Raw genomic sequence first — 24,637 nt, forward strand, 5'->3', positions numbered from 1 at the left:
CCTCCGACCGCCTGGTTCGTAGCCAGGTACTCTATCCAGCTGAGCTATGCGTCCGGTATAAATTTTCAGTTTTTCAACTGCTTCTTTTTACACTTGAAGTAAAGTGGTGGATGCAGGACATGAATTGTAAAGAGTGAACCTCTTACCGCCTGTATCCGTTACCCTTGTTTTACCACTTGGGGAAAAGTGGCGGACGCAGGAGGATTCGAACCTCCGACCGCCTGGTTCGTAGCCAGGTACTCTATCCAGCTGAGCTATGCGTCCGTTACAAGATAACCATAATAAAATGGCGGAGGGGGAGGGATTCGAACCCTCGATAGGGCTACAAACCCTATACTCCCTTAGCAGGGGAGCGCCTTCAGCCACTCGGCCACCTCTCCGTCTTGTGGGGCGTATAATATAGCCTATAAAAAATATGTCAAACACTTTTCTTGTTAAAACGCACCGAATGGTGATAGATTGTGCAGTCTGCCTAGAATCTCAACATTCCCCATAATTTATAGCTATTTTGTAACAGCTTAGCGGAAAAATATCATTAACTCCCCCACTACTTTTGGCTTTTGAGCGCCACTCAAATAACCCCATAATGATAAACCTGCCGCATGTGAAAACCGCTTCAAAGCAAGAGAGCTTACTATGCTTTGCATGGTGTTTTGGTTTTAACCATGCTCACGCTAAGAATGGGTGTCTTTTAAAGCTGATTAAGAGACCTAACTAGATAGACTCAGTTCTGAAGCCTTATCGAGGGTGTCTTACTAAGTTCACTAAGTTGTATTCTTAGAGTGGGTGTCACTTAAAGCTGACTCTATGCTTTGCATGGTGTTTTGGTTTTAACCATGCTCACGCTAAGAATGGGTGTCTTTTAAAGCTGATTAAGAGACCTAACTAGATAGACTCAGTTCTGAAGCCTTATCGAGGGTGTCTTACTAAGTTCACTAAGTTGTATTCTTAGAGTGGGTGTCACTTAAAGCTGACTAAGAGACCTATCTAGATAGACTCAGTTCTGAAACCTTGGCGTGGGTGTCTTACTAAGTTCACTAAGTTGTATTCTTAGAGTGGGTGTCATGTAAAATTTATTCGGTGCTCGACTGCGGTAAACTTAGTTCTTAAACCTTTGTAGTGAGTGTCTAGGTAAGTTTTCTGGTGTCTAGGTAAGTTTTTCTTAATCAAGCTGGAAAAGTGTCATCGCTCTCTAGGATGGGTCACAAAAGACAAAAAAAGCGCCTTAAAGGCGCTTTTTTTGTCTTTATTTGCTAACAGGGTTACTGCTCAGATTGTAACTCTGGACGCATATGTGGGAACAGGATCACGTCTTTAATTGTTGGAGAGTCAGTGAATAACATCACCAAACGATCAATACCAATCCCCTCGCCTGCTGTCGGTGGTAAACCATGCTCCAATGCGCGAATATAATCAGCGTCGTAATGCATTGCTTCGTCATCACCGGCGTCTTTTTCTTCTACCTGACGAGCAAAACGTGCAGCTTGGTCTTCGGCATCGTTGAGCTCTGAGAAACCGTTCGCTAATTCACGGCCACCAACGAAGAATTCAAAGCGGTCAGTAATAAATGGGTTTTCATCATTACGACGTGCCAGTGGCGACACTTCCCAAGGATACTCGGTAATAAAGGTTGGCTGGATAAGCTTGTGCTCAGCCACTTCCTCGAAGATTTCGCATAGGAACTTACCAGGGCCCCAAACACAGTTTTCTGGCGTCTTAACGTGTACTTTCTTGGCGTAAGCTTTTAGTGCTTCAAAGTGGTTTTCTGGATCTTTGAAGATTTCAGCTTGTGCTTCGGCGTCTGGGCCATATTTTAAAATAGCATCCGCCATTGATAAGCGCTGGAACGGGCTACCAAAATCGTACTCGATGGCTTCTAGTACTTCACCTTCGGCATCTTTAACGGTATTAACAACCGTAGTGGTACCAAGCACATCTTGTGCAACGGTACGTAACATGTCTTCGGTTAGGTTCATCAAGTCATTGTAATCCGCGTACGCTTGGTAGAATTCAATCATAGTGAATTCAGGATTATGACGAGTTGAAAGGCCTTCGTTACGGAAGTTACGGTTAATTTCAAACACGCGATCAAAGCCACCAACCACTAAACGCTTTAAGTAAAGCTCAGGAGCGATACGCAGATACATATCGATGTCTAGGGCATTGTGGTGAGTAACGAAAGGACGTGCCGTAGCACCACCAGGAATTACCTGTAGCATTGGCGTTTCTACTTCCATAAAGTCACGCTCAGCCAAGAAGTTACGAATACCATTAATGACTTGAGAGCGAATACGGAAGGTTTCACGGGTGTCCATGTTGGTAATTAAATCAACATAGCGCTGACGGTACTTAGCTTCTTGGTCAGTCAGGCCATGGAACTTCTCAGGTAACGGACGCAAAGCTTTGGTCAGTAACTCGTATTCATTCATGTGAACATACAAATCACCTTTACCTGATTTATGTAATGGTCCTTTAACACCAATAATATCGCCAATGTCTAACTGGCCGTATTTCGCTTTAAGGTCTTTTTGTACGTCTTTCGAAGCATAGGCCTGAATGCGCCCTTTCATATCTTGCAATACTAAGAAAGGACCACGCTTAGCAAGCAAACGGCCAGCAACAGAAACTTGATGGTCTAGCTCCACCAACTCTTCTTTCGATTTATCACCAAACTTAGCTTGTAGATCGGCTGTGTAATCTTCACGGCGGAATGAGTTCGGGTGGCCATTGGCAGGGCAATTCTCACGGATCGCATCTAGCTTGCCACGACGCTCAGCAATAAGTTTATTTTCGTCTTGATTGTGATCTGTCATTGTTTAGCTCTTAGTTTAGCTTGTGGATTAAAGGCCTGATTTCAGGCTTGCTTCGATAAATTTGTCTAAGTTGCCATCTAATACGGCTTGGGTATTTCGATTTTCAACACCGGTGCGTAAATCTTTAATACGCGAGTCATCCAGTACATATGAACGAATTTGGCTGCCCCAGCCAATGTCAGATTTGGCATCTTCTTGTGCTTGTTTTTCAGCATTTTGCTTTTGCAGCTCAAGTTCAAACAATTTTGCTTTTAACTGCTTCATTGCTTGATCTTTGTTTTTGTGCTGCGAACGATCGTTTTGACACTGCACCACGGTATTAGTTGGCAAGTGGGTAATACGCACCGCTGACTCAGTCCGGTTTACGTGCTGACCACCAGCCCCTGATGCACGGTATACGTCTATGCGTAAATCAGCTGGGTTAATGTCAATTTCAATATTATCGTCTATTTCTGGGTAAACGAATACAGAAGCAAATGAAGTATGACGACGGCCGCCAGAATCAAATGGACTCTTTCGTACTAAGCGGTGTACGCCAGTTTCAGTGCGCAGCCAGCCGTAGGCGTATTCACCGCTAATTTTTACGGTAGCCCCTTTAATGCCAGCCACGTCTCCGTCGGTCGCTTCAACAATCTCGGCTTTGAAGCCTTTAGCTTCAGCCCAACGTAAATACATGCGCAGCAGCATATTACACCAGTCTTGAGCTTCCGTTCCGCCGGAGCCAGACTGCAGGTCAATATAGGCATCATTGGCGTCTTGATCGCCTGAGAACATGCGGCGGAATTCAAGCTTCTCTAGTTGCGCAACTAGGCCATCCACCTCAGCCTCTGCTTCTTGAAAGGTTTCTTCGTCTTCGGCCTCAACCGCAAGCTCAACTAACCCTTCAACATCATCGGCACCGGCTACAAGGTTGTCGATGGTTTCCACAATGACTTCTAGGTTGGACTTTTCTTTACCTAAAGCTTGTGCTTTTTCTGGCTCATTCCAAACCGCGGGGTCTTCTAACTCGGCATTGACTTCTTCTAAACGCTCTTGCTTTAGAGCATAGTCAAAGATACCCCCTAAGCAGCTCTGTGCGCTCGCGAATTTCCTTGATTTGGTTAATCACAGGATTCACTTCAAACATGTACCATTACTCCAGAACTAAAATTGATTACTGTGCATTTACCACTCCCCGTATGCGAGGATATGGCTTGTGTTGACCTAATTGTCAGCGCCACAGCTTTAATATAAGCGCACAATAGTATCAAATAATCGCCGCGTATAGCATCCCTTTAAGGCGGAATTTTCTGGCTTTTTTAGCCCCTATGCCAGTCTAAATTTACGTTTGCGCCTGAAGCTCACGAACAATAAGTTGTAAGGTATATTTGCCGCGAAATTCATTAATATCGAGCTGATAAGCGACAAGCGCATGGTTTGCTTGGTGATTAGGCCAAGCCCTGACATCGACATTAAAAGCAATAGCATCGACCAAACGACCAGAAGAATGCTTTAGCACCAACTTTAAATGTTTTTCACCAACAATACGCTGCTGCACCAATTCGAAAACACCTTGAAATACCGGCTCGCTAAAATGCTGTCCCCAAGGGCCGGCTTGCTGTAATTCATAGGCAAAATCCATTGAAAAACACTCTGAAGGCAACTCACCATCGGTGAGCAAAATACTTTGTTTGGCTTCTTCCGACAGTGTACTGCTCACCTGCTCGGAAAAGATCTGTTTAAAGCGGCTAAACTCTGACTCTGGAATGGTAAGCCCTGCAGCCATAGCGTGACCGCCAAATTTGATAATTAGGTCTGGGTGTAGGGTGTTAATTTGCTCTAATAAATCACGCATATGTAGCCCTTCAATTGAGCGACATGAGCCTTTAATTTCGCCATTATCACCTTGCGCAAAAATAATGGTAGGTCGGTGATACTTTTCTTTCAGCCGCCCTGCCAGTATGCCAATTACGCCTTGGTGCCAATCATCTTGATAAAGGCATAACGCATCGGGCACTTCTTGATTTTGCAGCACGATCCGCTCAAGCACAGCTTGTGCTTCTTGCTGCATGCTTTGCTCAATCTCACGCCGCTCCACGTTCAAGCTGTCGAGCTCTGCAGCAATGCGCCTGGCTTGGTGGGTGTCTTTTGCTAACAAGCAAGCAATGCCTAAACTCATATCATCTAAACGGCCGGCAGCATTAAGCCTAGGGGCCAATGCAAAACCAAAATCACTGGCATTAAGACGAACATTATTGCGGTTAGCCACTTCAATCAATGCTTGTATGCCAGGGCGAGTCTTGCCGCTGCGGATCCGCGCTAACCCTTGGTGCACTAAGGTGCGATTATTGGCATCTAAGGCAACCACATCTGCAACTGTCCCTAAGGCTACAATATCCAGTAATGACGCTAAATTAGGCATTGCTACTTGTTGCTTAGCAAAGTAGTCAAGGCCGCGTAGATGGTGGCGCAGCGCAATGAGCAAATAAAAGGCAACGCCGACACCGGCAATGGCTTTAGAGGGAAAACGGCAGTCAAAGCGATTAGGGTTCACAATGGCATCGGCGTTTGGCAGCTGCTCTCCTTGCAAATGGTGATCGGTAACAATAACTTTAATTCCAGCTTGCTTCACAATGTCAATGCCCGCAATACAAGATATACCATTGTCGACCGTAATCACTAAATCGGGTGCCAGTGACACAATGTGCTGGGCAAGTGCAGGACTCAAGCCATAGCCTAGGCTAAAGCGGTCGGGAACTAAGTAATCAACTTGCTGGAAACCAAATTGTGGCAACCCTTCCATTAACACTGCGGTGCTTGTGGCGCCATCGGCATCAAAGTCGCCAACAATTAATATTTGCTGTTGTTGGTCAAGGGCCGCTGCGAGAATTTCAGCTGCTAGTTCAATGTCTTTAAACAGCTTAAAATCATGTAAAGTCGCAGCACTGTTGTCTAGCTCAGTAGCCGATTTGACCCCTCTGGCGGCGTAAAGCTGCTTGATAACAGGGTGAAGTGAATCGGGTAAATGACTATCGTCGACTCGAACTCTGGGTTTAATTTCAGTATGCATGGGCTCTTCACAAACAAAAAAGGCCATACAGGCCTTTTTTTCAATCCACGATAACGACGTGGATATGCTAATTCTCATTGTTGCTATCTTAATGGCTTTAAACAATAAACGCCACCAAGCAACAACGGTTAAGCACTAAGACTGATTGTTTTTTGAGTCCAGCATTTGGACAATGGCAGCCGCAGGTTGGTAACCTGGTATCATCGCACCGTCTTCTAGGATAATGGCTGGTGTACCTGAAATACCAAAGCTTTGACCAAGCTCATAATGCTCAGCAATTGGCGCACTGCAGTTTTCTACTTCTTTCACTTCAGCGCCGGCTTTAGCCTCTGTTAATGCGGTTTGCGCGTCATCAGCGCACCACACATTTCTTAGATCTTCATAGCCGTTGCCACGTAAACCTCCGCGTGGGAAAGCAAGATAGTTTACTGTTATCCCAGCAGCCAAGTAATCTTCCAGTTCGCGGTGTAATTTACGGCAATAGCCGCAGGTAATATCGGTAAATACCGTGATCTGGTGCTTTTCATTTTCGGCTTTATACACAATCATAGAGTCTTGGTACTCAGCAATGCCTTGTTTTCGAACCTTGCCCAGCGCTTCTTCGGTGATATTACGACGGTTATCAAGGTCGATCATAGTACCCTGAATTAAGTATTTGCCATCGCTGCTGGCATAAAAAACGCCTTTATCGGTAATCACCGTTTTTAATCCCGCAAGCGGGCTGTCTGAAAGCTCTTTGACTTTTAGCCCTAAGCCTTGGAACTGAGTTGTGATTGGATCAGGTTGTGTCATCGGTGTCACTGGGGCCTCTGATGACTCAGCGAAAGCGCCAAAGCTAAGTGCCATTGACGCGGCAAGGATCAATTTCTTCATTCTGCTCTCTTTAAATCTTTTACTCTCGATTACTCACTAAGACCGGAGTAACCATAAATAATTCCCAGCACAATATTTTATGCTCTTGGGTGATGCTGCTGGTGCAAGCTTTTAAGGCGCTCGCTGGCAACATGCGTATAAATCTGAGTGGTCGACAAATCGCTGTGGCCAAGCATCATTTGCACGACCCTAAGATCAGCGCCATGATTCAATAAATGTGTTGCAAAAGCATGACGCATTGTATGTGGCGATAATGGCGACTTTACGTCTGCCAAAATAGCATAGTGTTTTATCCGATGCCAAAAGGTTTGTCGTGTCATGCCCACACCGCGTTTGGATGGAAAGACAAAATCTGTGGCGTGTTTAACCATTAAACTACGTCCTTTTTTAAGGAATTGTTCAATCCAGTACAACGCTTCTTCTCCCATGGGAACCATGCGCTCTTTACCACCTTTACCGCGCACCAGCACCACCGCTTGACGCAGATTGATTTGTTCCATTCTTAACCCCACCAGCTCTGTAACACGAAGTCCGGTGGCGTACAGTAACTCAAGCATGGCTTTGTCTCTTAACCCCATAGGGTCGTCGCAATCAGGCGCGTTTAGCAAAGCCTCGACTTCTTGCTCCGATAAGGTTTTTGGTAATGACTGCGTTGTTTTAGGCTGCGCAATAGTTTCGAGGGGGCTATAGGGAATTTGCTGCGCCCGCTGCCAATATAAATAAAATCGCTTTAAGGCACTGATCGCTCGGGCATTGCTACGTGATTTTAAACCGGAGTCGATACGAAACGCCAAATAGAACTCGATATCTTGGCTACTTACAGCGAGCAAATCATCCGTTTTTTGCACCTCTTGCATAAAGCGGCGAAACTTTTCAAGATCGTTACGATACGCAGCAATGGTGTTTTCGCTAAGCCCCTGCTCTAAAAATAAAGCATCTAAAAAGATTTCGATGCACTCGCTGCTGTTTTGAGGGGTAGAAGTTTGATGCTGTTCGCTCACCGCGGTACCTGTATAATTTAATGGCGTCATGTTGTAGACTTGCGCTTTATATAATACCAGTCAAATTGAAAGTGATAAATACAATGCAAATTGGCTTATTTTACGGCTCCACAACGTGCTACACCGAGATGGCCGCAGAAAAGATTCAAGAAATCATCGGTAAAGACAGCGTCACCTTATTCAATATCAAAGACGAACCGCTCGCCAAGGCTGAGCAGTTTGATTTTTTGATCTTTGGTATTTCGACTTGGGACTTTGGTGAGTTGCAAGAAGATTGGGAGTCGCATTGGGACGATATTGACCAAGTTAACCTCAGTGGTAAGGTAATTGCCCTTTATGGCATGGGCGACCAGCAAGGTTATGGCGAATGGTTTCAAGATGCATTAGGCATGTTACACGATAAAATAGCCCCACAAGGCGTGCAGTTTTTGGGCTACTGGCCAAACTCCGACGACTATGAATTTGAAGCGTCTAAAGCACTCACTGAAGATAAGTCTCAGTTTGTGGGACTGGCACTGGATGAAGACAGTCAGTACGACATGAGCGATGAACGGATTGCCACCTGGATAGAACAAGTGATGACCGAGTACAGTGAACTAGACTGATTCCTTGTATTCAAAACAGGCAGCACTTTGCTGCTGCCCTGCTTTTATGACCAGTATGCCCTCCAATTAGCGAAGACACCCACCTAAAAAATATTAGCAAAGACACCCACTTTTTTACAAAGCCTACCTTTAGTAAAAGTAAAATAAGCTGTCTTTACATAAAAGACACCCATATGAAAAACCAAACCATACCTTATGCGGATACCAATAAGACTTTAAGCTGAAGCTACATTTTTAAGTAAAACTCACGACAAAGCGCCACGTAATCATCACTATATTGATTTTGCTGATCGTAAATAGTCAGGTCAGTGCTTTCACACTCTCCTCGTACTTTTGAGAAATATAGGAGGCACCGCGATACCGCTTTCTTAGGCGTGGCTTTTACTTCGCAGCGCTTGATAACAAAGACACCCACTTTACTTGCTACTTCGCATATGTGTTCACTTTCGTATAAAGGTAAAATGATAGCTAAGTGACCATTTGGATTAGTTAAACGCTTAAATGCCTGTAAAAGCTCCAAAAAGCTTAGTGAATCGGTATGTCTTGCACGGCTACGTTGCGGCGTTTGAGCTTTTAAACTGTCATTGAAATAAGGAGGGTTTGAAATCATTAAATCAAAATTACCGTGCGAATCAAACTTTTGAATAGCACAGTGATGAAGTTGAATATCAGGCCATGGGCTCTGAGCTATGTTCTGCTTAGCATCGAAAATAGCATCATTGTCTAACTCAACAGCGTGCACTTCACTTTGAGGAGCCCGCTGTTTTAGCATTAAAGCTAATAACCCTGTGCCACTGCCAACATCAATAATTTTGCCAGTGCCATCCAATGGTGCCCACGCACCCAATAAAATACCGTCGGTAGATACTTTCATGGCAGCATGGTTTTGACCAATAATAAATTGCTTAAATGCAAACTGAGACATTCAACACCTTTGAGAAAATGCAATTGCAACGTATAATTCCGCTATTGTCCTTTATTTGTGATGCACTATGCAATTTACTGAATTTGATTTAGACGGCAAGCTGATTAATGCGATTAAAAAAATGGGCTTTGAAACCCCAACAAGCATTCAACAGATGGCCATTCCAGAAGCGTTGATAGGAAGAGATATTCTCGCCAGCGCCCCTACCGGAACAGGTAAAACCGCTGCATTTTTGATCCCCGCGATTCAGTATTTGCTTGACTTTCCGCGCAAGGATCCTGGTTTTGCCCGAGTATTAATAATGACACCCACTCGCGAATTAGCCTATCAAGTTCATGAACAATGCCAAGCACTGGCTGCGGGAGTGAATTTAAAAATTGGCGTAGTGACTGGCGGGATTAACTACGGTAGCCACAAAGAGATATTTGAAAAAAACAATGACATCTTGATTGCTACCCCAGGCCGGTTAATGGAATACCTAGAAACCGAAAACTTCCACGCTGAAAACGTTGAGCTACTCATTTTAGACGAGGCCGACCGCATGCTAGACATGGGCTTTAGAAAAGAGATGCTCCGTATCTGCTCTGAAGCGGTAAATCGACGTCAATGCTTTCTGTTTTCTGCCACACTTGAAGGAGAAAGTGTTGAGAGATTTGCAGAGCGCATTTTGCAAGACCCGGCATTAATCGAGGCAACCCCATCTCGCAAAGAAAAAGGCAAAATCCATCAATGGATTCATTTGGCTGACGACTATCAGCACAAAGTTAATTTACTAGCTAATATTCTTGATGACGAAGAAGTCACCAAAGCCGTGGTGTTTGTGAAGACTCGCGAACGCCTAGAAACTCTGGTTGGAGAACTTTTTGCTAAAGGTATAAAAACAACTTGGCTGCGTGGGGAAATGCCACAAGACAAAAGAATGACAGCAATGGCCAGCTTCCACAGTGGTAAAACTAAAATTTTAGTTGCTACAGATGTTGCTGCTCGAGGTATCGACGTCGCTGATATCAGTCATGTTGTAAACTTCGATATGCCTCGTACAGCAGATATTTATGTCCACCGTATTGGCCGTACAGGGCGTGCTGGTAAAAAAGGTACTGCGATATCGCTAGTTGAAGCCCACGATGCCGAAATTTTAGGTAAAGTCGAGCGTTATACAGATCAAAAGTTAAAGCGCCGAGTTATTAAAGGCTTAGAGCCAAAACATAAAGAAGCTAAAGCGCCGAAAAAGAAAAAAGATCCGGCAAAAATCAAAGCTAAGAAAAAAGCGAAAAAGAAGAAGTAACCGCTTCGACTAATAAAAGCCAACTCTTAGGGTTGGCTTTTTAGTGAATAAGGCGCTTTACTCTTTAAAGATGATAAGTGGATCAACCAAAATAAACCGACTGAGATTAGCCCTGTAAGTAGAGTGGTTAAAAACCACAAAAAACGCAATGCTAAATACCTACGAAAACCTCTTCACTGCTCAGCTTTTACCTATAAAAGACACATTGGTGATTTATAAAAAATAACACAGCACATCAAGCCTAGACATTCAATATTTACTGCTCAAAGTTGAATTTCAATGAGCTCTATCACGGAAAGTTAAAAATGGTTCAGAAGAGTAACACTTCAACTTTAGAGTGTTTTATTAAACGTTTAGTTTTGCGACAACCAAGATGTAGCTCATTTATATTCAGGCAATCACATACCATATAACCAACTTCGGATGATCAGCTTCGGATGACACCCACCACACCAAGCTTTAACTGACACCCAATGTAAAGTTTTAATAGTTTGCTATTTGAACAATCCTTGTCTACATTAAGGTTGTACTCAAGGACTGAGGATAGTAATTATGGCTACTGCCCGAAAAAGACAAATTAGTTTAGCCGATACCAAGTATTATCACTGCGTTTCCCGCTGCGTAAGACGAGCTTTTTTATGTGGCAAAGACTCCCTAACAGGTAAATCCTATGAGCACCGCCGAGACTGGGTTGAGCAAAAGCTAGCTACACTTGCCAAAGTTTTTTGTATCGACATTTGTGGTTATGCAGTGATGAGCAACCACACTCACCTCGTATTACATGTTGATGATAAAAGAGCAAAACGTCTAGCGGCCAGAGCAATCGTAATTCGTTGGCATAAGCTTTTTAAAGGTAATTGGCTCACCCAGAAATACATTAATAACGAAGCACTAAATGAATCTGAGCAATTGATACTTGATAGGACAATTAACGAGTATAGAAACCGACTTGCGAGCATCAGTTGGTTTATGCGCTCTTTAAATGAAGATATTGCCCGGCGAGCGAATAAAGAAGATGACTGTACCGGGCGATTTTGGGAGGGCAGGTTTAAGTCTCAGGCGTTATTAGATGAAGCCGCCCTTGTTGCCTGTTTAGCTTATGTTGATTTAAACCCTATTCGGGCAAAGCAAGCTGAATCACCCGAAACTTCAGACTATACAAGTATAAAAAATCGTATTGACCATGCGAGATTAGGCAAGCAACCCAGAAGCTTGCTGCGATTTACAGGGAGTCAAAGCAACCACATTCTTAAAGGTCTACCATTTACACTTAATTATTATATTGAGCTTGTTGAATTTACTGGTAAGAGCCTACGCCAAGACAAGCCAGGCTTTATTAATGAATCTCAACCAATTCTGGCTAGGTTAGATATCGAACCAGCAAACTGGATAAAACTCACTACACAGTTTTCTAGAGCTTTTCATGGAGCTGTTGGGCGGCCTCAAGCAATTACTAACTACTGCGTAACACTAAATAAGAAGCGGCGACCCAACATAAGTAACTCTCAGCTTATGTTAGCTTGCTCGGCCTAAAAGCATTTAAAATAGTAACAAGCCTATGCACACAACCTCGCATGTAGGTTTAGATAGCTGATACTTATTGATTGGCAGTTACGTTAATCATTTACTATTGGCTTTATGCCACCTCTGTAACCCTCTAAAAAGTAACAGTCTCGTGACACCTCTTCTTAAAAAAGTAGTTTTTTACGGTGGGTGTCATTTGAATTTTACCTTTCACTCAACATGGGTGATCTGTTTTTGCATAGGTGGGTGTCAACTGTATTAACTGTATTACCTGATCATATCGGTGCAATTTCTCGGTGCATCTCCCTAAAACTGTGCATGCTAAAGCATTAGAACAGACTTAATTTTTATAAGCGATTGAAATTTATAGACTTAAATTCTTGGCACAGTTTTTCCTTATACCTCCTCGATATTATTCACAGCAATGGAGACGCACCATGTATACGCTCTATCAAACCATGTATTTATTGTGGCATTTAGATGTCAGTGTTTGGCCGGTTCATGACACTTCAACTAAACGCAATAGCGCTAAGGAGCAAGCATAATGGCTTTATCAAAAATCGACACCGCATTGCACGCGGTTAATAATGGCATGTTAACTCCCTCGCAAGCCGCAAACACTTACCATGTTTCTAAACGCAGCTTGTACGAGGCATTAAGGCAGTCAGCTAAAGGGCAGCAAAACCGATGGCAGCGCTTAATGCATGAAAAAGTAAAGCTTGAGCAGAGCCTAGCGCAAATAAACAAGGAGTTAACACAGTACTATGCTTAGTTCAGAGGTCTGCTACCAAGCCATTCGATCTCCTGATCTCACTTTACAGCAAGTTGATTGTATCGCTTTGTCTAATCAGCTTTGTACACTTACTGAGGAAGTGCTAGAGCAAGGAGCATCGATTGGCTTTCTTAACACCACAAGCCGGCGAGAAATAACCAGCTATTGGCAGCATGTTATCGAACAAGTATCACAGTCACATAAAATATTACTATTAGCTAAGTTGGCTGAGGCAATTATTGGGTGTGTGCAGTTATCAATGAACCATAAACACAACGGCCTGCATCGGGCAGAAGTGGAAAAACTACTGATCTCTCCTTGCTTTCAACGTCATGGCATCGCAACCATGTTAATGCAAAAGCTCGAGGATGAATGTCGCAAGCGGCAGGTATCTTTATTAGTACTCGACACCCAAACAGGTTCAAGCGCCGAAGTATTTTATAATCAAATAGGTTATCGTCTGGTAGGTCAAATCCCAGATTATAGTATTGATAATTCAGGCTGTTTTCACGCCACCAGCTACTTTTATAAGTTACTTGCCCCCAGCCAAATCAATAAAACTCCCTGTGGCGAAGCTCGCTTCACCGCTGAGTAACCAAGCAATGGCTGTAGCAACCTCGTCAGGCTGACCGCCGCGCTGCAATGGCAGTAAATGGGCAACTCTATCCACCCTATCAGCTTCACCACCATCAGCATGAATATCGGTGTAAATGCAGCCAGGCCTAACACCATTCACCCTGATTTGCTCTGGCGCTAACTCAAGCGCAAGACCTTTAGTAAAACTATCAATTGCGCCTTTTGCTGCGGCATAGTCAACATACTCGTTGGCACCGCCTAGGTATGATGCTGCAGATGACACATTAACCACAGCACATTGTGCGGTATTGCCGCTGCGTCGCATATGTTTCAGTGCTTCTCGTGCACAAATAAAGTATGGCGTAACATTGTTACACAGCATTTTATTAATTCGCTCGGCGCTCATCTGCTCCACCCGTGATTGGGTGTCTAACACACCGGCGTTATTAACCAAGTGGGTCACACATCCTAACTTTTCCTCTATTGTGCGAAACATTGTCACTACGGCTGCTTCGTCAGTAATGTCGGTTTGAATTGCTAGGGCATTACCGCCTGCAGCTTGAATATCATCGACAACTTTGTTTGCCGCCACAGCATTTTGTTTGTAATTAACCGCAACAACAAAACCGCGACGACCCAACAGCTTAGCCGTAGCGGCGCCAATTCCACGGCTAGCGCCGGTGATTAATGCCACTTTTTGCATTTTTTCTTCCTTGTTGGATTACTGATAATTTAATACTTCAACCCCCATGTCCTCTTTAACATGCTCAATCACCATATAAGTGTGGTTGGTCGCCACCCCAGGGATCTCAATAATGCTCCCCAACACTTCACGGTATTGCCGCATATCTTGTACCCGGATTTTAACTAAATAGTCAAAACCACCGGCAACCATATCGCACGAAACAATATTGGGAATTTCCAAGATATGCTGCTTGAATATATCGAACACTTCCTCGGTGGAGCTTTTTAGCGTGATTTCCACATGCGCCACCAAATGCTGGCCCAGCTTTGCAGCATTTAATCGTGCCGTATAGCCTTCAATATACCCATCCGCTTCCAACTTCTTAACCCGGTCCAAACAAGGGCTCGGACTCAAGTTCACCGCCTTTGCAAGGTTAACATTAGAGATCCGCGCATTGCGCTGTAAAGCGTCTAAAATGGCCATATCTATGCGGTCTAATACTCGCGTTTTAATGGAGGTTGTCATATCAGCATAAAATTCTGTGAGGGTTTTTAATTACCCGCAAATTTACCGTATTCCGAAAAAATAAAACAGCATATTCTGCTGTCTTTTCGCTAGAATGCCACGGAAATTAACAAAAAGGGTTAAACCGTATTTTCAGCACTTTTTATGGTTTAACACCTAGGCTCTAATTTGTGCATTCTGGCTAAAAGTTGAACGCGCCCTGAGGTGTGTTATGGTTAGCAATGTGACTGCATCATTTTGTCGTAATTGAGGCTCCCTGTTTGTGGTGGTTATGGAATCACTTGATTTTGCATCAGTTTAGATGTGGTTATACAGCCAAATTGATGTTGATGGCGTTACAAACAGGCGCGAATTACATGTATTTTTGACTCTAATTTTTTGAGGGTTGCTTATGCTTTATAACGGCGATTTGACAACTGACTGTCCTATCCGACAAAAGATCCGTGATTTTTACCGTATTGATGAGAATGCAGTAATTGATCATATTTTACCTTTGGCTGAGGTAGGCGTTACAGCTCGAAGCCGAGCATGGGAACGTGCACGTCAAATGGTGTTGAATATCCGTAAAGACCAAGATGGTCAAAACGGAGTTGACGCGTTATTAAATGAATTTTCACTTTCGACTGAAGAAGGTGTTGTGCTTATGTGTTTGGCCGAAGCGCTACTGCGCGTGCCAGACAAAAAAACGCAAGAAAGTCTTATCAGAGACAAACTAGCCAACGGCGACTGGAGTTCGCACTTAGGAAGTAGCGACTCATTGTTCGTAAACGCGTCTAGTTGGGGCCTGCTAGTTACCGGTAAAATGGTCAACTATTCTGATAGAAATAAAGAACAACAGTTCGGTGTGCTAAAACGCACCATCGGACGCTTAGGTGAACCTGTGATCCGTAAGTCGGTGAACTACGCGATGAAAATCATGGGTAAGCAGTTTGTAATGGGTGAAACCATTCAAGAAGCCATCGAGCGTGCTGCCGAGAAAGAACAAAAAGGCTATGTCTATTCTTACGATATGCTAGGCGAAGCCGCTCGCACCATGCGTGATGCCGAAGGCTATTACGACAGTTACCTTGAAGCCATCCACGCCATCGGTAAAGCCGCTAATGGTCGCGGTCCACTGAAAAGCCCAGGGATCTCAGTAAAGCTTTCTGCTATCCACCCACGCTTTGAATTCACTCATCGCGATCGCGTACTCAATGAGCTGGCACCTAAGCTAAAATCACTGGCCTTAGTGGCAAAAGAGTACGATATCGGTTTTACCGTTGATGCCGAAGAGGCAGACCGTCTAGACATTTCTTTAGACGTAATAGAACAAGTGTTCTCAGACCCAGAGCTTGATGGCTGGAATGGTTTTGGTCTGGCAGTTCAAGCCTACCAAAAACGCGCTATCTTTGTTGTTGAGTGGGTTGCTGAATTGGCCCGTCGCGTTGGCCGTAAGCTAATGGTGCGCTTAGTAAAAGGCGCTTATTGGGACACCGAGATCAAAACCACGCAACAAGGCGGTTTAGATCACTTCCCAGTATTTACCCGTAAAGCAACCACTGACGTTTCTTACAAAGCCTGTGCCATCAAATTATTAGAAGCGCGCGATGTGCTTTTCCCGCAATTTGCAACGCACAACGCTTACACCGCCGCAACCATTTTAGAAGTCGCTAAAGGCGACAACAAAGGCTTTGAATTCCAACGCTTACACGGTATGGGTGAGTCCCTCTTCGACCAGATCGTTGAAAAAGAAGGGATCCAGTGCCGCGTGTATGCCCCTGTGGGTGAGCACGAAGACTTACTGGCCTACTTAGTACGACGTCTACTGGAAAACGGCGCCAACTCTTCTTTTGTTAACGCCATTGTCGATACCAGCAAGCCAGTTGAAGCACTCTTACCGGATCCGGTAGAGACTTTGCAAGGGCTGCGCAATCGTTATAACACGCAAATTAAGCTGCCTATCGAGCTTTATGGCGATGAGCGTCCCAACTCCAAAGGTAAAGACCTCACCGACATCAATGAACTAACGCCGTTTAAAGAAAACCTCGATAACTGGTTCAACGACCATTTAATTGATGAGTCAAAAGTACCAGACGGTCACCTTGCAGTGCGTAACCCAGCCAATCATAAAGAAATTGTCGGTGCCGTTCCTTTGCATGGCGAAGACTACATGAAAAGCGCCTTAACCAAAGCCGATGAAGCCTTCACTGAATGGTCACAAACGCCGGTTGAAGAACGCGCGCACTTACTGCGTCGTATTGCCGATATCTTAGAGCGTCATCACGACGAACTGGTGGCTATCTGTATTAAAGAAGCCGGTAAAGTCACGCAAGACAGTATTGATGAAGTACGTGAAGCAGTTGATTTTTGTCGTTACTATGCTGCCCGCGCCGAAGAGCTTTCCAAAGATGAGCGCTTTGAACCACGCGGTGTTGTCCTATGTATTAGCCCTTGGAACTTCCCACTGGCGATATTCTTAGGTCAGGTGGCTGCGGCCATTGTTACCGGTAACACTGTAGTTGCCAAACCCGCTGAACAAACCAGCATGATTGCGCTGCGTTGCATCGAGTTAATGCGTACGGTAGGACTACCAGAAGACGTAGTACAGCCGATTATTGCCCGCGGCAGCGACGTTGGTAAGCACGTAGTACCTGATGAACGTATTCAAGCCGTTATGTTCACCGGCTCGACCGAAACCGGCACACTGATTTCGCAAATTCTGGCTCAGCGTAATGATATCCAAGTACCATTGATTGCCGAAACCGGTGGTCAAAACTGTATGATTGTCGACTCTACGGCATTGCCAGAGCAAGTGGTAGACGACGTCATTTCATCTGGTTTCCAAAGTGCTGGTCAGCGCTGCTCTGCTTTGCGCGTGTTGTTCATTCAAGATGATGTCGCCGATGGCATTATTGAGATGCTACAAGGCGCATTAAAAGAGCTGCATGTTGGCGATCCGGCATTACTGTCAACAGATATTGGCCCTGTTATTGATGAAAAAGCATTAAATACCTTGACCAAGCACGTTGATTACATGAAGAGTAACGGTAAATTGTTATTTGAATCTAAGATCCCAGATAACAACGAAAACGGCGCCTATTTCTTTGCCCCGCGCTTGTATGAGATTGCAGATTTATCGGTACTTAAGCGCGAAGTATTCGGCCCAATCGTTCACATCGTGCGCTATAAAGCTGAAGACCTCGACAACGTGATTGACCAAATTAATGGCACTGGCTACGGCCTCACCATGGGGATCCACTCACGTATTGAAGAGCGCTGTGAGTATGTCGCGCAAATGTCTCGTGCTGGTAACGTCTACGTTAACCGCAATATGATTGGCGCGATTGTGGGCGTGCAACCTTTTGGTGGCCGTGGTCTATCTGGTACTGGTCCAAAAGCCGGTGGCCCGAACTACCTGGTACGCTTAGTGAAAGAAAAGGCGTCGCCAGATAACGTGCAAATGACCGACCTAACGCCTGATGAGCTGCAAATACACCATTTCCCAGGCGCTGTTGAGCAGGTTGAGCAATTGATGCAAAACTCCATGCGCGATGAGAAAATTTGGCGTCGCACCGCACTGAACGACAGAGTGTCTGCAGTGCGTCAGCTACTGGCTAAAGTGGCAACCGTAGATATTATCGATGAGCTGGCAGATGACTTGGCCTTAACCTTGTCCGATGCCCGTGCTCAGCTGAACCGTCTCGAAAAGCGCATGCGCACCTACACTACCCTGCCGGGTCCTACGGGCGAGTCTAACACCTTGCACATTGAGCCACGTGGTTGTGTGGTGGTGTATGCCGATAAGAGTACATCATTCAATTTCTGGGCGATTTCAATCATCACCGCTCTGGCGGCTGGTAATACGGTTATCACCGTAGCGTCGGACTTGTTCTACGAAGAAGCGTTGGCGTTTAGAGATAAATTTATCTCAACTGGCGTTGCCGAAGGGGTATTCCAAGTTGCTAAGCAAAACCAGCTGCAAGCTATTTTGGCACACCCTCACCTAGCAGGTGCTGTGGTCGCGGCGCGCTCTTCACGTCTTGGCTACTTCTCACAGCAGTTGGCTGAACGCAAAGGCGCTATTCTGCCGGTGATCAGTGCTGAGTACTACGATACCTTGATCAACCGTTTAATTACGGAAAAAACCATCAGTATCGACACCACAGCATCGGGTGGTAATACCTCGTTGATGACCCTAGTGGAAGACGACGAATAACCCCCTTGTGATACTAAAGCAAAAGCAACAAAAGCCAGCTCAAATGCTGGCTTTTGTTGCTTCAATGTCAGCGAAGTGATATTCGCAGATACCATCACACCAACACAAGTTGATATAACTGGTTTCCAAGCTCAGTGCTTTTCGGTAGGCTGGTATAAAATATAATAATCACAGCCTAATTGAGTATGCTTAACCCCGAGTACCTAATCTCCTTTCTCATTGCCAGCGCCGTCATTGCCGTTGCACCGGGACCTTCCAATGCGTTTTTAATGGCACAAACCTTTGCTAACGGCCGCGCTGCAGGCATGCAAAGTGCTCTAGGGTTCGCCTTAGGAGGCGTGATCCACACCATTTTTGCTGTGGTGGGGTTGTCGGCGTTATTAAAGGCATCGGAAACGGCTTACACCACAGTGCAGTATTTAGGCGCAGCCTACCTTGCTTATTTGGGTGTCAGTACCATTAAGGAAACTTTACACCGCAGCCAACTTAGTTCAGAAGAAAAACCCCACCTCAGTACTAAAAAGCCCAAAAGTGTTTTGCTACAGGGCATGATGACGGAAGTGCTGAACCCCAAGGTGGCGCTGTTTTTTATTGCCTTTATTCCACAGTTCGTTGACAGCAGCCTCAGTACTTCAACCACGGTGCAACTGGCTTTGTTTGGTTTACTGTATCCCATTTTGGCTTTTCCCATTGACTGCATGTACATCTATGGCGGTGATAAAATTGCCAGCTACTTTCGCACTCACCCCGCCGCGCCAGTGTGGATGGATAGGTTTTCGGGTGTCATTTTTATTGCCTTGGCGGTGAATTTGCTGCTGGGCTTTTTTTAATTATTGCCGTGGTGTTGAACTTACCAGACACCCACCTATTTACTGTTGGGTTTAGCGTTTATTAGACACCCACTCATTCTCTGAGGAATCAATATGAAAAAACGTTCCCAGCCTTTGCCGGCTAAAAAGCACATCGCTCTGGTTGCCCATGACGGCATGAAACCTGCACTACTGGAGTGGTGCCAAACGCATTTGGCGAGCCTCAAGCAACATACTCTCTATGCCACAGGCACCACTGGCAGTTTAATCGAAAAACACAGCGGTCTTGAGGTCACTAAGCTTTACAGTGGCCCGATGGGAGGAGATCAACAAATTGGTGCCAAGATAGCAGAGCAAGATATCCATGTGTTGATCTTCTTTTGGGACCCTTTGGCTTCTCAGCCTCACGACCCCGATGTAAAAGCGTTACTGCGCTTGGCCGCAGTGTGGAATATCCCCGTAGCCTGTAACGAAGCAACCGCCGATCTACTAATGGCATGTGACAAAATACACCAGCCTATTGAACGCCATTTGCCGGATTATGAAGGCTATTTAGCAGACCGCCTCGACTAGGCGAAGATTTTCTCAGCCCACTTTGTCAGCCCAGCGGTAACACTGCCAAAGTTATCGCCATTGACCATGGCTATGTCACCTATTTGACTTGCCAGCGTCGCTTTTAATAGCGGTGACTGAGCACTGCCACCGGTGAGGTAAATCACATCTGGTTTGCAGCCGGCGTCCTTGATGGCTTGCTGGGCCAACTCACTCATTTGCGTTAAATTTGCCATAACGGCCTCGCTCAGGTCGCGCTGATTAATAGGTTGCGCTAGCTGTGACTCAATAAAGTCTAGCTTTGCGGTAAAGTCTTCTTGCTCCGATAACGCTATTTTGGCCTGCTCACCTTGACGTACCACTTGATGGGTCAGTCTGTGTTGTTGGATGGTGAGTAATCGCCGCAACTTATCCGGCTCTGCCACATCGCGCAGCAGGCTGTGTAATTCACGCTCAACTTTAAAGTTGTAAAAGTCCGTTTGCGATTGGATATCATTGATACGACATGCCTGCCAATACAGTTGATCCGGCATAGGCAGGCCTGAGCTCATTAGGCTACCGCGGCCGCACAATGGCATCAGCTGCTGATATGCCAAGGCAATATCCAAATCATTACCACCCACACGCTTTCCGGTGTGGGCAAGAAAGTCTGCGCCACGGTCAACCTTAGTGCGATAGCTGGGGCCCATTCTAACCATTGAGCAATCACTGGTACCGCCGCCAATGTCCACCACCAACACCAATTTGTCTTGCTGTAAGTGACTTTCATACTCGATGCCTGCCGCCAGTGGCTCGTATAAAAACTCCACACCGTTAAACCCGGCGCGTTTTGCTGCATTGGTTAAAATAGCCAGCGCTTGACGGTTGCTCTCTTCGCCGCCGATGGCTTGAAAGTTCACTGGACGGCCAATCACCGTATCGGTGATGGTGTGCTGTAATTGTGCTTCGGCTCGGCGCTTAATCTCAATCATCATCGCCGCGGCAATGTCTTCAAAAAAGGCGATTTGCTGCGGCTTTAACCCTACCGCACCAAAAAAAGACTTAGGCGACTTTACGTAAAAACCTTCCTCGGGAAACTCAATGTATTCTGCAATGGCCGCTTGGCCAAAAAACAATCCCGTTTCATCTGCCTCAAGGTCTAAGTCACGCTTGGCTTGTTGTGCCACATTAAGTAAGCCATGGCGAGATTGCTTATAATCAGCGTCTGCTGCGCCCGATTGACTAACAAACGCGGGGATCAGACTATTATGCATGGCATACATGGTTGAAGGCAGATAGGGTTTGCCTTGCTCCAACTCCAGCATGGTCGTGGTGTTATTATCGATGATATTATCGATGACACCCACCGCACAATTCGAGCTGCCGTAATCAAAACCTACTTTCATGGATCACCCTAAACCAGTAAAAAGTCGATCATTTTATCACGCCTGATGGCAATGTCAGCGGTTACTTAGCGCTTTAAGAGAAAAACATCATAGGATTAAAAGGGGAAGCTAGCGGCTCACCGAGTATGAGCCGCAGATATAACCAAGAGCAGCAGCGCTACTCTACATTGAGCAGCTCAACCTCGAAAACTAACAACGAACCGGGCTCAATTTGCCCTGCGCCACGGTCGCCATAGCCCAAATCTGGGCCGATCCAAAAACGATATTTATCGCCTTCTGTCATCAGTTGTAGCCCTTCGGTCCATCCCGGAATAACTTGATTTAGACCAAAGCTGATGGGTTCACCGCGGTTTACCGAGCTGTCGAATACGGTACCGTCTAATAAGGTGCCATGATAATGTACTTTGACTCGACTGTTGGGCTTTGGCGAGGCGCCCTCCTCGGTTTCAGTGATCACTTCATATTGTAAGCCCGAGTCGGTTTTATGTACTTCTTCGCGCTTTTCGTTTTCTTTTAAGAAGTCGGCCGCTTGCACACGATTGTATTGCGCCACTTGCTTTTGTTTTTGGCCACCGCGGAAAAACACCAGCGCAAGCACTAATGCCACCACGATTAAAATAATATTGGTTGTGGTCATGTTATTCTTCTCCTTTTTCGTCATCGCCATTCACCACCTTAGCGATACGTTCTAATTTGGCCATGGCCACGGCATTAATACTGCCCTCTGGGTAGCCGTCATCACTGAGTTCACCGGCGGGTTTTTGCATTAAAATACTCAGCGCTTCATCAACACTGGCGACGGCATACACATGGAACATGCCTTTTTCCACCGCGGCAATGACTTCATCAGCCAAGACTAGATTAACCCGGTTGGATTCGGGAATGATCACCCCTTGCGAGCCGGTTAAGCCGCGCATTTTACATAGCTTGAAAAAGCCTTCTATTTTTTCGTTTACCCCACCAATGGCTTGTACTTCACCATGCTGGTTTATCGAACCGGTCAAGGCAATGGACTGATCCACCGGTAACTGAGTCACCGCAGACAGCAAAGCACACAACTCCGCCAAAGACGCACTGTCACCATCAATAAAGCCATAGTTTTGTTCAATGGCAATATTGGCGCTTAAGGTTAGGCTAAAGTGTTGCGCATACTTATTGCCTAAGTAGCCGGTTAACAACATCACGCCTTTAGAGTGGATCGACTTACCCAGCTCGACTTCCCGCTCGACATCAATGACCCCATCGGCACCAGCGTAAACTGTGGAGGTGATCCGTGCAGGGGTACCAAACGCTGTGTCGCCAATATGCAGCACGGTTAGGCCATTCACCTTACCAATGGCGGTGCCAGACGTTGCAATCAGTGTGTGACCTTCTTTAATGTCACTGAGCATGTTTTCACTGAGCTGCCCGGTACGATACTCTTTACCGGCAATGGCCTCATCAATATGACTGTCGGTAATTTTACTTTCATTGTCTTGTTTGGCATAAAAACTGGCTTCGGCCACCAGCTCTAAGGCGTCGGCAAAACGAGCCGATAGCTTGCTATGATGCTCCGCTTGGCGATAGCTAAACTTCAACAGTCGCGCTAAGGCTTGTGCCGACAGCTCAATTTTGAGGGTCTGCTGACAGTACTCCATCACCTTAGTAATAAACTGGTACTGCATTTTGTCGGAGCTGGGTAAGAAGTAATCGAAGTCAGCCAGCACTCGGAATAACTCCGCAAACTCTTCATCGTATTCACCGATGGTGTAATACAAGTCCCGTGAGCCGAGCAAAATGATTTTAACATCCAGCGGGATCAATTGCGGCTTTAACGTGAAGCTGCTGCCCACCGAGCTGTCTTGATAAGGCAAGTCGTTTTTGATTTGATGGGTCTTCAGTGACAGTTTTAAGCCATCCCAAACCTGTGGGCTTGCCATCATTTTTTCTGCATCCATGATCAGGTATCCGCCATTGGCACGATGTAGTGCCCCGGCCTGAATGGAACGGTAACTGGTGATTAGGTTACCTTGGGAAGTAGCGTACTCAACGGTGCCAAAAATATTTCCAAAGGTGGGGTTGGGCTCATACACCACAGGAGCAGGATCGTCTTCTTTAAACTCAACCAGTATGTTGGGTGCAAAGAAATCAGTCAGCATGGCTTTGGCATCAAAATCGTCTTTGCCATCTTCGCTATTGCTGTCATCGTCTAGCCAGTCTAACACCGCATCAACAATCTCTACTTTCAGATCTTTTAAGTAACGCAACACCCCAATGTGCGCGGCATACTTATGCTCTAAAGCCTTCAGCAGCGGTTTCGTGGCCATTTCAATGGTGGTTTTTTTCAGGTTTCTCAGTTTTTCTGAGGATTCTCGTTTCCATCGTGGCAGCTCAATTAGCGATTCAATCAAGGCATCTTCTAAAGAGTCTATAGCACTGAGAAAGTGCGCTTGCACATGCTCATCCAATGCCGAAAACTCGGCATCGCTTAGCTGGTTACCATCCACCACAGGCGCAAAGCCCACCGTTCCAGTATCTTCAATTAAAGCCACACTTAAATTATTGGCTTGTTGCTCAACGGCGGTGATGGCGGCATCGTATTTTTGCTCAAACTCTTTGTCTAACGACTTCTTCTTGCGTTGGTAACCTGGGTTGTCAAACGCCGCCGGAAAAGTATCGATGATTTCATCGATAAAAGCGTCAATATCTTCTTCCAGCTGTTTGCTCTCACCGGCTTGCATAAACAGAGCAATGGGCTCGCGGTGGTCATCATAATTGTTAACGTAAAGCCACTCTCGCGGTGTTGGCTTGGTTTTGCTGTGTGCCTCTAGCTTATCTTTTACCATGGTAAAACGGCCTAACGCCGCCTCACCCATGACGTAGACGTTGTAACCCGGTAAGTCCATTCCCAAAGCAAAGTCTAATGCGGTTTGAGCGCGTTGCTGACCAATAAAAGGTAACGGCTCTGGATAGGGGTTTTTAATACAGGTTTCAATATGACTCAAAGAAACAGATGGCGCAAGTTGCTCAGCTGCTAATGATTTTTCAGACAACAGTTTGGATTTGGTCATTCTAACTTCTTGT

General features: G+C 45.5%; 19 protein-coding genes and 2 tRNA genes. 8 read left to right on the top strand and 13 right to left on the bottom strand.

Annotation, left to right across the window (positions count from 1 at the left end; all coding sequences use genetic code 11):
• Positions 1-187: 187 nt before the first annotated feature.
• The 7 genes from ACNKW2_RS03540 to xerD all read right to left on the bottom strand — a co-directional run bounded on the left by ACNKW2_RS03540 (position 188) and on the right by xerD (position 7,766).
• Positions 188-264: transfer RNA gene (locus tag ACNKW2_RS03540), tRNA-Arg, on the bottom strand.
• Between the two features lie 23 nt (positions 265-287).
• Positions 288-380 (bottom strand) — tRNA-Ser (locus tag ACNKW2_RS03545).
• A gap of 882 nt (positions 381-1,262) precedes the next feature.
• Positions 1,263-2,813, bottom strand: a complete 1,551-nt coding sequence (gene lysS / locus ACNKW2_RS03550; RefSeq protein ID WP_419147315.1) for a lysine--tRNA ligase — start codon at positions 2,811-2,813, stop codon at positions 1,263-1,265.
• A 27-nt stretch (positions 2,814-2,840) separates the two neighbouring features.
• Positions 2,841-3,939, bottom strand: a protein-coding gene (gene prfB / locus ACNKW2_RS03555; protein WP_419147316.1) for a peptide chain release factor 2 whose coding sequence is annotated in 2 segments (ribosomal slippage) — positions 2,841-3,863 and positions 3,865-3,939 — 1,098 coding nt in all. Because the reading frame shifts where the segments join, the coding sequence is not laid out codon by codon here.
• Between the two features lie 195 nt (positions 3,940-4,134).
• A complete protein-coding gene (gene recJ / locus ACNKW2_RS03560; protein WP_419147405.1) occupies positions 4,135-5,862 on the bottom strand; it encodes a single-stranded-DNA-specific exonuclease RecJ in 1,728 nt (575 codons plus the stop codon).
• 135 nt (positions 5,863-5,997) lie between these two features.
• Entirely contained in the window at positions 5,998-6,735 is a 738-nt protein-coding gene (gene dsbC / locus ACNKW2_RS03565) for a bifunctional protein-disulfide isomerase/oxidoreductase DsbC (protein ID WP_419147317.1), read from the bottom strand.
• Between the two features lie 77 nt (positions 6,736-6,812).
• Positions 6,813-7,766: a site-specific tyrosine recombinase XerD gene (gene xerD / locus ACNKW2_RS03570; protein WP_419147318.1), complete on the bottom strand. Its 954-nt coding sequence runs from the start codon at positions 7,764-7,766 to the stop codon at positions 6,813-6,815.
• Positions 7,767-7,819: 53 nt separating this feature from the next.
• Between xerD and fldB the strand changes: the two genes are divergently transcribed.
• On the top strand, positions 7,820-8,341 hold the full coding sequence (gene fldB, locus ACNKW2_RS03575) for a flavodoxin FldB (RefSeq protein ID WP_336569166.1): 522 nt from the start codon (positions 7,820-7,822) through the stop codon (positions 8,339-8,341).
• 226 nt (positions 8,342-8,567) lie between these two features.
• On the opposite strand, the gene ACNKW2_RS03580 is transcribed toward fldB, so the two are convergent.
• Positions 8,568-9,266, bottom strand: a complete 699-nt coding sequence (locus tag ACNKW2_RS03580; RefSeq protein ID WP_419147319.1) for a tRNA1(Val) (adenine(37)-N6)-methyltransferase — start codon at positions 9,264-9,266, stop codon at positions 8,568-8,570.
• A gap of 67 nt (positions 9,267-9,333) precedes the next feature.
• Between ACNKW2_RS03580 and srmB the strand changes: the two genes are divergently transcribed.
• From srmB to ACNKW2_RS03600, 4 genes are all read left to right on the top strand, one after another.
• Positions 9,334-10,551, top strand: a complete 1,218-nt coding sequence (gene srmB, locus ACNKW2_RS03585; RefSeq protein ID WP_419147320.1) for an ATP-dependent RNA helicase SrmB — start codon at positions 9,334-9,336, stop codon at positions 10,549-10,551.
• Positions 10,552-11,103: 552 nt separating this feature from the next.
• Positions 11,104-12,084 carry a transposase gene (locus tag ACNKW2_RS03590; protein WP_419147321.1) on the top strand — a complete coding sequence of 327 codons (981 nt, stop codon included), beginning with the start codon at positions 11,104-11,106 and terminating at the stop codon, positions 12,082-12,084.
• A gap of 535 nt (positions 12,085-12,619) precedes the next feature.
• Positions 12,620-12,847: a helix-turn-helix domain-containing protein gene (locus ACNKW2_RS03595; protein WP_419147322.1), complete on the top strand. Its 228-nt coding sequence runs from the start codon at positions 12,620-12,622 to the stop codon at positions 12,845-12,847.
• Entirely contained in the window at positions 12,840-13,442 is a 603-nt protein-coding gene (locus ACNKW2_RS03600; protein ID WP_419147323.1) for a GNAT family N-acetyltransferase, read from the top strand. Before ACNKW2_RS03595 ends, ACNKW2_RS03600 begins: the two co-directional genes overlap by 8 nt.
• On the opposite strand, the gene ACNKW2_RS03605 is transcribed toward ACNKW2_RS03600, so the two are convergent.
• Complete coding sequence (locus ACNKW2_RS03605; protein WP_336569157.1) at positions 13,380-14,126, bottom strand: SDR family oxidoreductase; 747 nt, start codon at positions 14,124-14,126, stop codon at positions 13,380-13,382. The genes ACNKW2_RS03600 and ACNKW2_RS03605 overlap by 63 nt on opposite strands.
• 18 nt (positions 14,127-14,144) lie before the next feature.
• Positions 14,145-14,633 (bottom strand): winged helix-turn-helix transcriptional regulator, encoded by a 489-nt coding sequence (locus ACNKW2_RS03610; RefSeq protein ID WP_419147324.1) that lies wholly within the window; start codon positions 14,631-14,633, stop codon positions 14,145-14,147.
• A 391-nt stretch (positions 14,634-15,024) separates the two neighbouring features.
• Between ACNKW2_RS03610 and putA the strand changes: the two genes are divergently transcribed.
• The 3 genes from putA to ACNKW2_RS03625 all read left to right on the top strand — a co-directional run bounded on the left by putA (position 15,025) and on the right by ACNKW2_RS03625 (position 20,210).
• Entirely contained in the window at positions 15,025-18,828 is a 3,804-nt protein-coding gene (gene putA / locus ACNKW2_RS03615; RefSeq protein WP_419147325.1) for a bifunctional proline dehydrogenase/L-glutamate gamma-semialdehyde dehydrogenase PutA, read from the top strand.
• Positions 18,829-19,013: 185 nt separating this feature from the next.
• Complete coding sequence (locus ACNKW2_RS03620) at positions 19,014-19,658, top strand: LysE family translocator (RefSeq protein ID WP_419147326.1); 645 nt, start codon at positions 19,014-19,016, stop codon at positions 19,656-19,658.
• A gap of 93 nt (positions 19,659-19,751) precedes the next feature.
• Complete coding sequence (locus ACNKW2_RS03625; protein ID WP_419147327.1) at positions 19,752-20,210, top strand: methylglyoxal synthase; 459 nt, start codon at positions 19,752-19,754, stop codon at positions 20,208-20,210.
• Here ACNKW2_RS03625 and yegD read toward each other — a convergent pair.
• The 3 genes from yegD to ACNKW2_RS03640 all read right to left on the bottom strand — a co-directional run bounded on the left by yegD (position 20,207) and on the right by ACNKW2_RS03640 (position 24,624).
• Positions 20,207-21,574, bottom strand: coding sequence for a molecular chaperone (gene yegD, locus ACNKW2_RS03630; RefSeq protein ID WP_419147328.1), 1,368 nt, complete (start codon positions 21,572-21,574; stop codon positions 20,207-20,209). The genes ACNKW2_RS03625 and yegD overlap by 4 nt on opposite strands.
• A 157-nt stretch (positions 21,575-21,731) precedes the next feature.
• A complete protein-coding gene (locus tag ACNKW2_RS03635; protein ID WP_419147329.1) occupies positions 21,732-22,211 on the bottom strand; it encodes an FKBP-type peptidyl-prolyl cis-trans isomerase in 480 nt (159 codons plus the stop codon).
• A gap of 1 nt (position 22,212) precedes the next feature.
• On the bottom strand, positions 22,213-24,624 hold the full coding sequence (locus tag ACNKW2_RS03640; RefSeq protein ID WP_419147330.1) for a Lon protease family protein: 2,412 nt from the start codon (positions 24,622-24,624) through the stop codon (positions 22,213-22,215).
• Between the last annotated feature and the right edge of the window lie 13 nt (positions 24,625-24,637).

This window comes from Pseudoalteromonas 'SMAR', assembly GCF_048515945.1.
Classification (GTDB): domain Bacteria; phylum Pseudomonadota; class Gammaproteobacteria; order Enterobacterales; family Alteromonadaceae; genus Pseudoalteromonas.

What these genes read in the sequence shown, in the direction of transcription:
- lysS (WP_419147315.1), bottom strand. Translation starts at nt 2,813, where the DNA reads ATGACAGATCACAATCAAGACGAAAATAAACTTATTGCTGAGCGTCGT.
- recJ (WP_419147405.1), bottom strand. Translation starts at nt 5,862, where the DNA reads ATGCATACTGAAATTAAACCCAGAGTTCGAGTCGACGATAGTCATTTA.
- dsbC (WP_419147317.1), bottom strand. Translation starts at nt 6,735, where the DNA reads ATGAAGAAATTGATCCTTGCCGCGTCAATGGCACTTAGCTTTGGCGCT.
- xerD (WP_419147318.1), bottom strand. Translation starts at nt 7,766, where the DNA reads ATGACGCCATTAAATTATACAGGTACCGCGGTGAGCGAACAGCATCAA.
- fldB (WP_336569166.1), top strand. Translation starts at nt 7,820, where the DNA reads ATGCAAATTGGCTTATTTTACGGCTCCACAACGTGCTACACCGAGATG.
- ACNKW2_RS03580 (WP_419147319.1), bottom strand. Translation starts at nt 9,266, where the DNA reads ATGTCTCAGTTTGCATTTAAGCAATTTATTATTGGTCAAAACCATGCT.
- srmB (WP_419147320.1), top strand. Translation starts at nt 9,334, where the DNA reads ATGCAATTTACTGAATTTGATTTAGACGGCAAGCTGATTAATGCGATT.
- ACNKW2_RS03590 (WP_419147321.1), top strand. Translation starts at nt 11,104, where the DNA reads ATGGCTACTGCCCGAAAAAGACAAATTAGTTTAGCCGATACCAAGTAT.
- ACNKW2_RS03595 (WP_419147322.1), top strand. Translation starts at nt 12,620, where the DNA reads ATGGCTTTATCAAAAATCGACACCGCATTGCACGCGGTTAATAATGGC.
- ACNKW2_RS03600 (WP_419147323.1), top strand. Translation starts at nt 12,840, where the DNA reads ATGCTTAGTTCAGAGGTCTGCTACCAAGCCATTCGATCTCCTGATCTC.
- ACNKW2_RS03605 (WP_336569157.1), bottom strand. Translation starts at nt 14,126, where the DNA reads ATGCAAAAAGTGGCATTAATCACCGGCGCTAGCCGTGGAATTGGCGCC.
- ACNKW2_RS03610 (WP_419147324.1), bottom strand. Translation starts at nt 14,633, where the DNA reads ATGACAACCTCCATTAAAACGCGAGTATTAGACCGCATAGATATGGCC.
- putA (WP_419147325.1), top strand. Translation starts at nt 15,025, where the DNA reads ATGCTTTATAACGGCGATTTGACAACTGACTGTCCTATCCGACAAAAG.
- ACNKW2_RS03620 (WP_419147326.1), top strand. Translation starts at nt 19,014, where the DNA reads ATGCTTAACCCCGAGTACCTAATCTCCTTTCTCATTGCCAGCGCCGTC.
- ACNKW2_RS03625 (WP_419147327.1), top strand. Translation starts at nt 19,752, where the DNA reads ATGAAAAAACGTTCCCAGCCTTTGCCGGCTAAAAAGCACATCGCTCTG.
- yegD (WP_419147328.1), bottom strand. Translation starts at nt 21,574, where the DNA reads ATGAAAGTAGGTTTTGATTACGGCAGCTCGAATTGTGCGGTGGGTGTC.
- ACNKW2_RS03635 (WP_419147329.1), bottom strand. Translation starts at nt 22,211, where the DNA reads ATGACCACAACCAATATTATTTTAATCGTGGTGGCATTAGTGCTTGCG.
- ACNKW2_RS03640 (WP_419147330.1), bottom strand. Translation starts at nt 24,624, where the DNA reads ATGACCAAATCCAAACTGTTGTCTGAAAAATCATTAGCAGCTGAGCAA.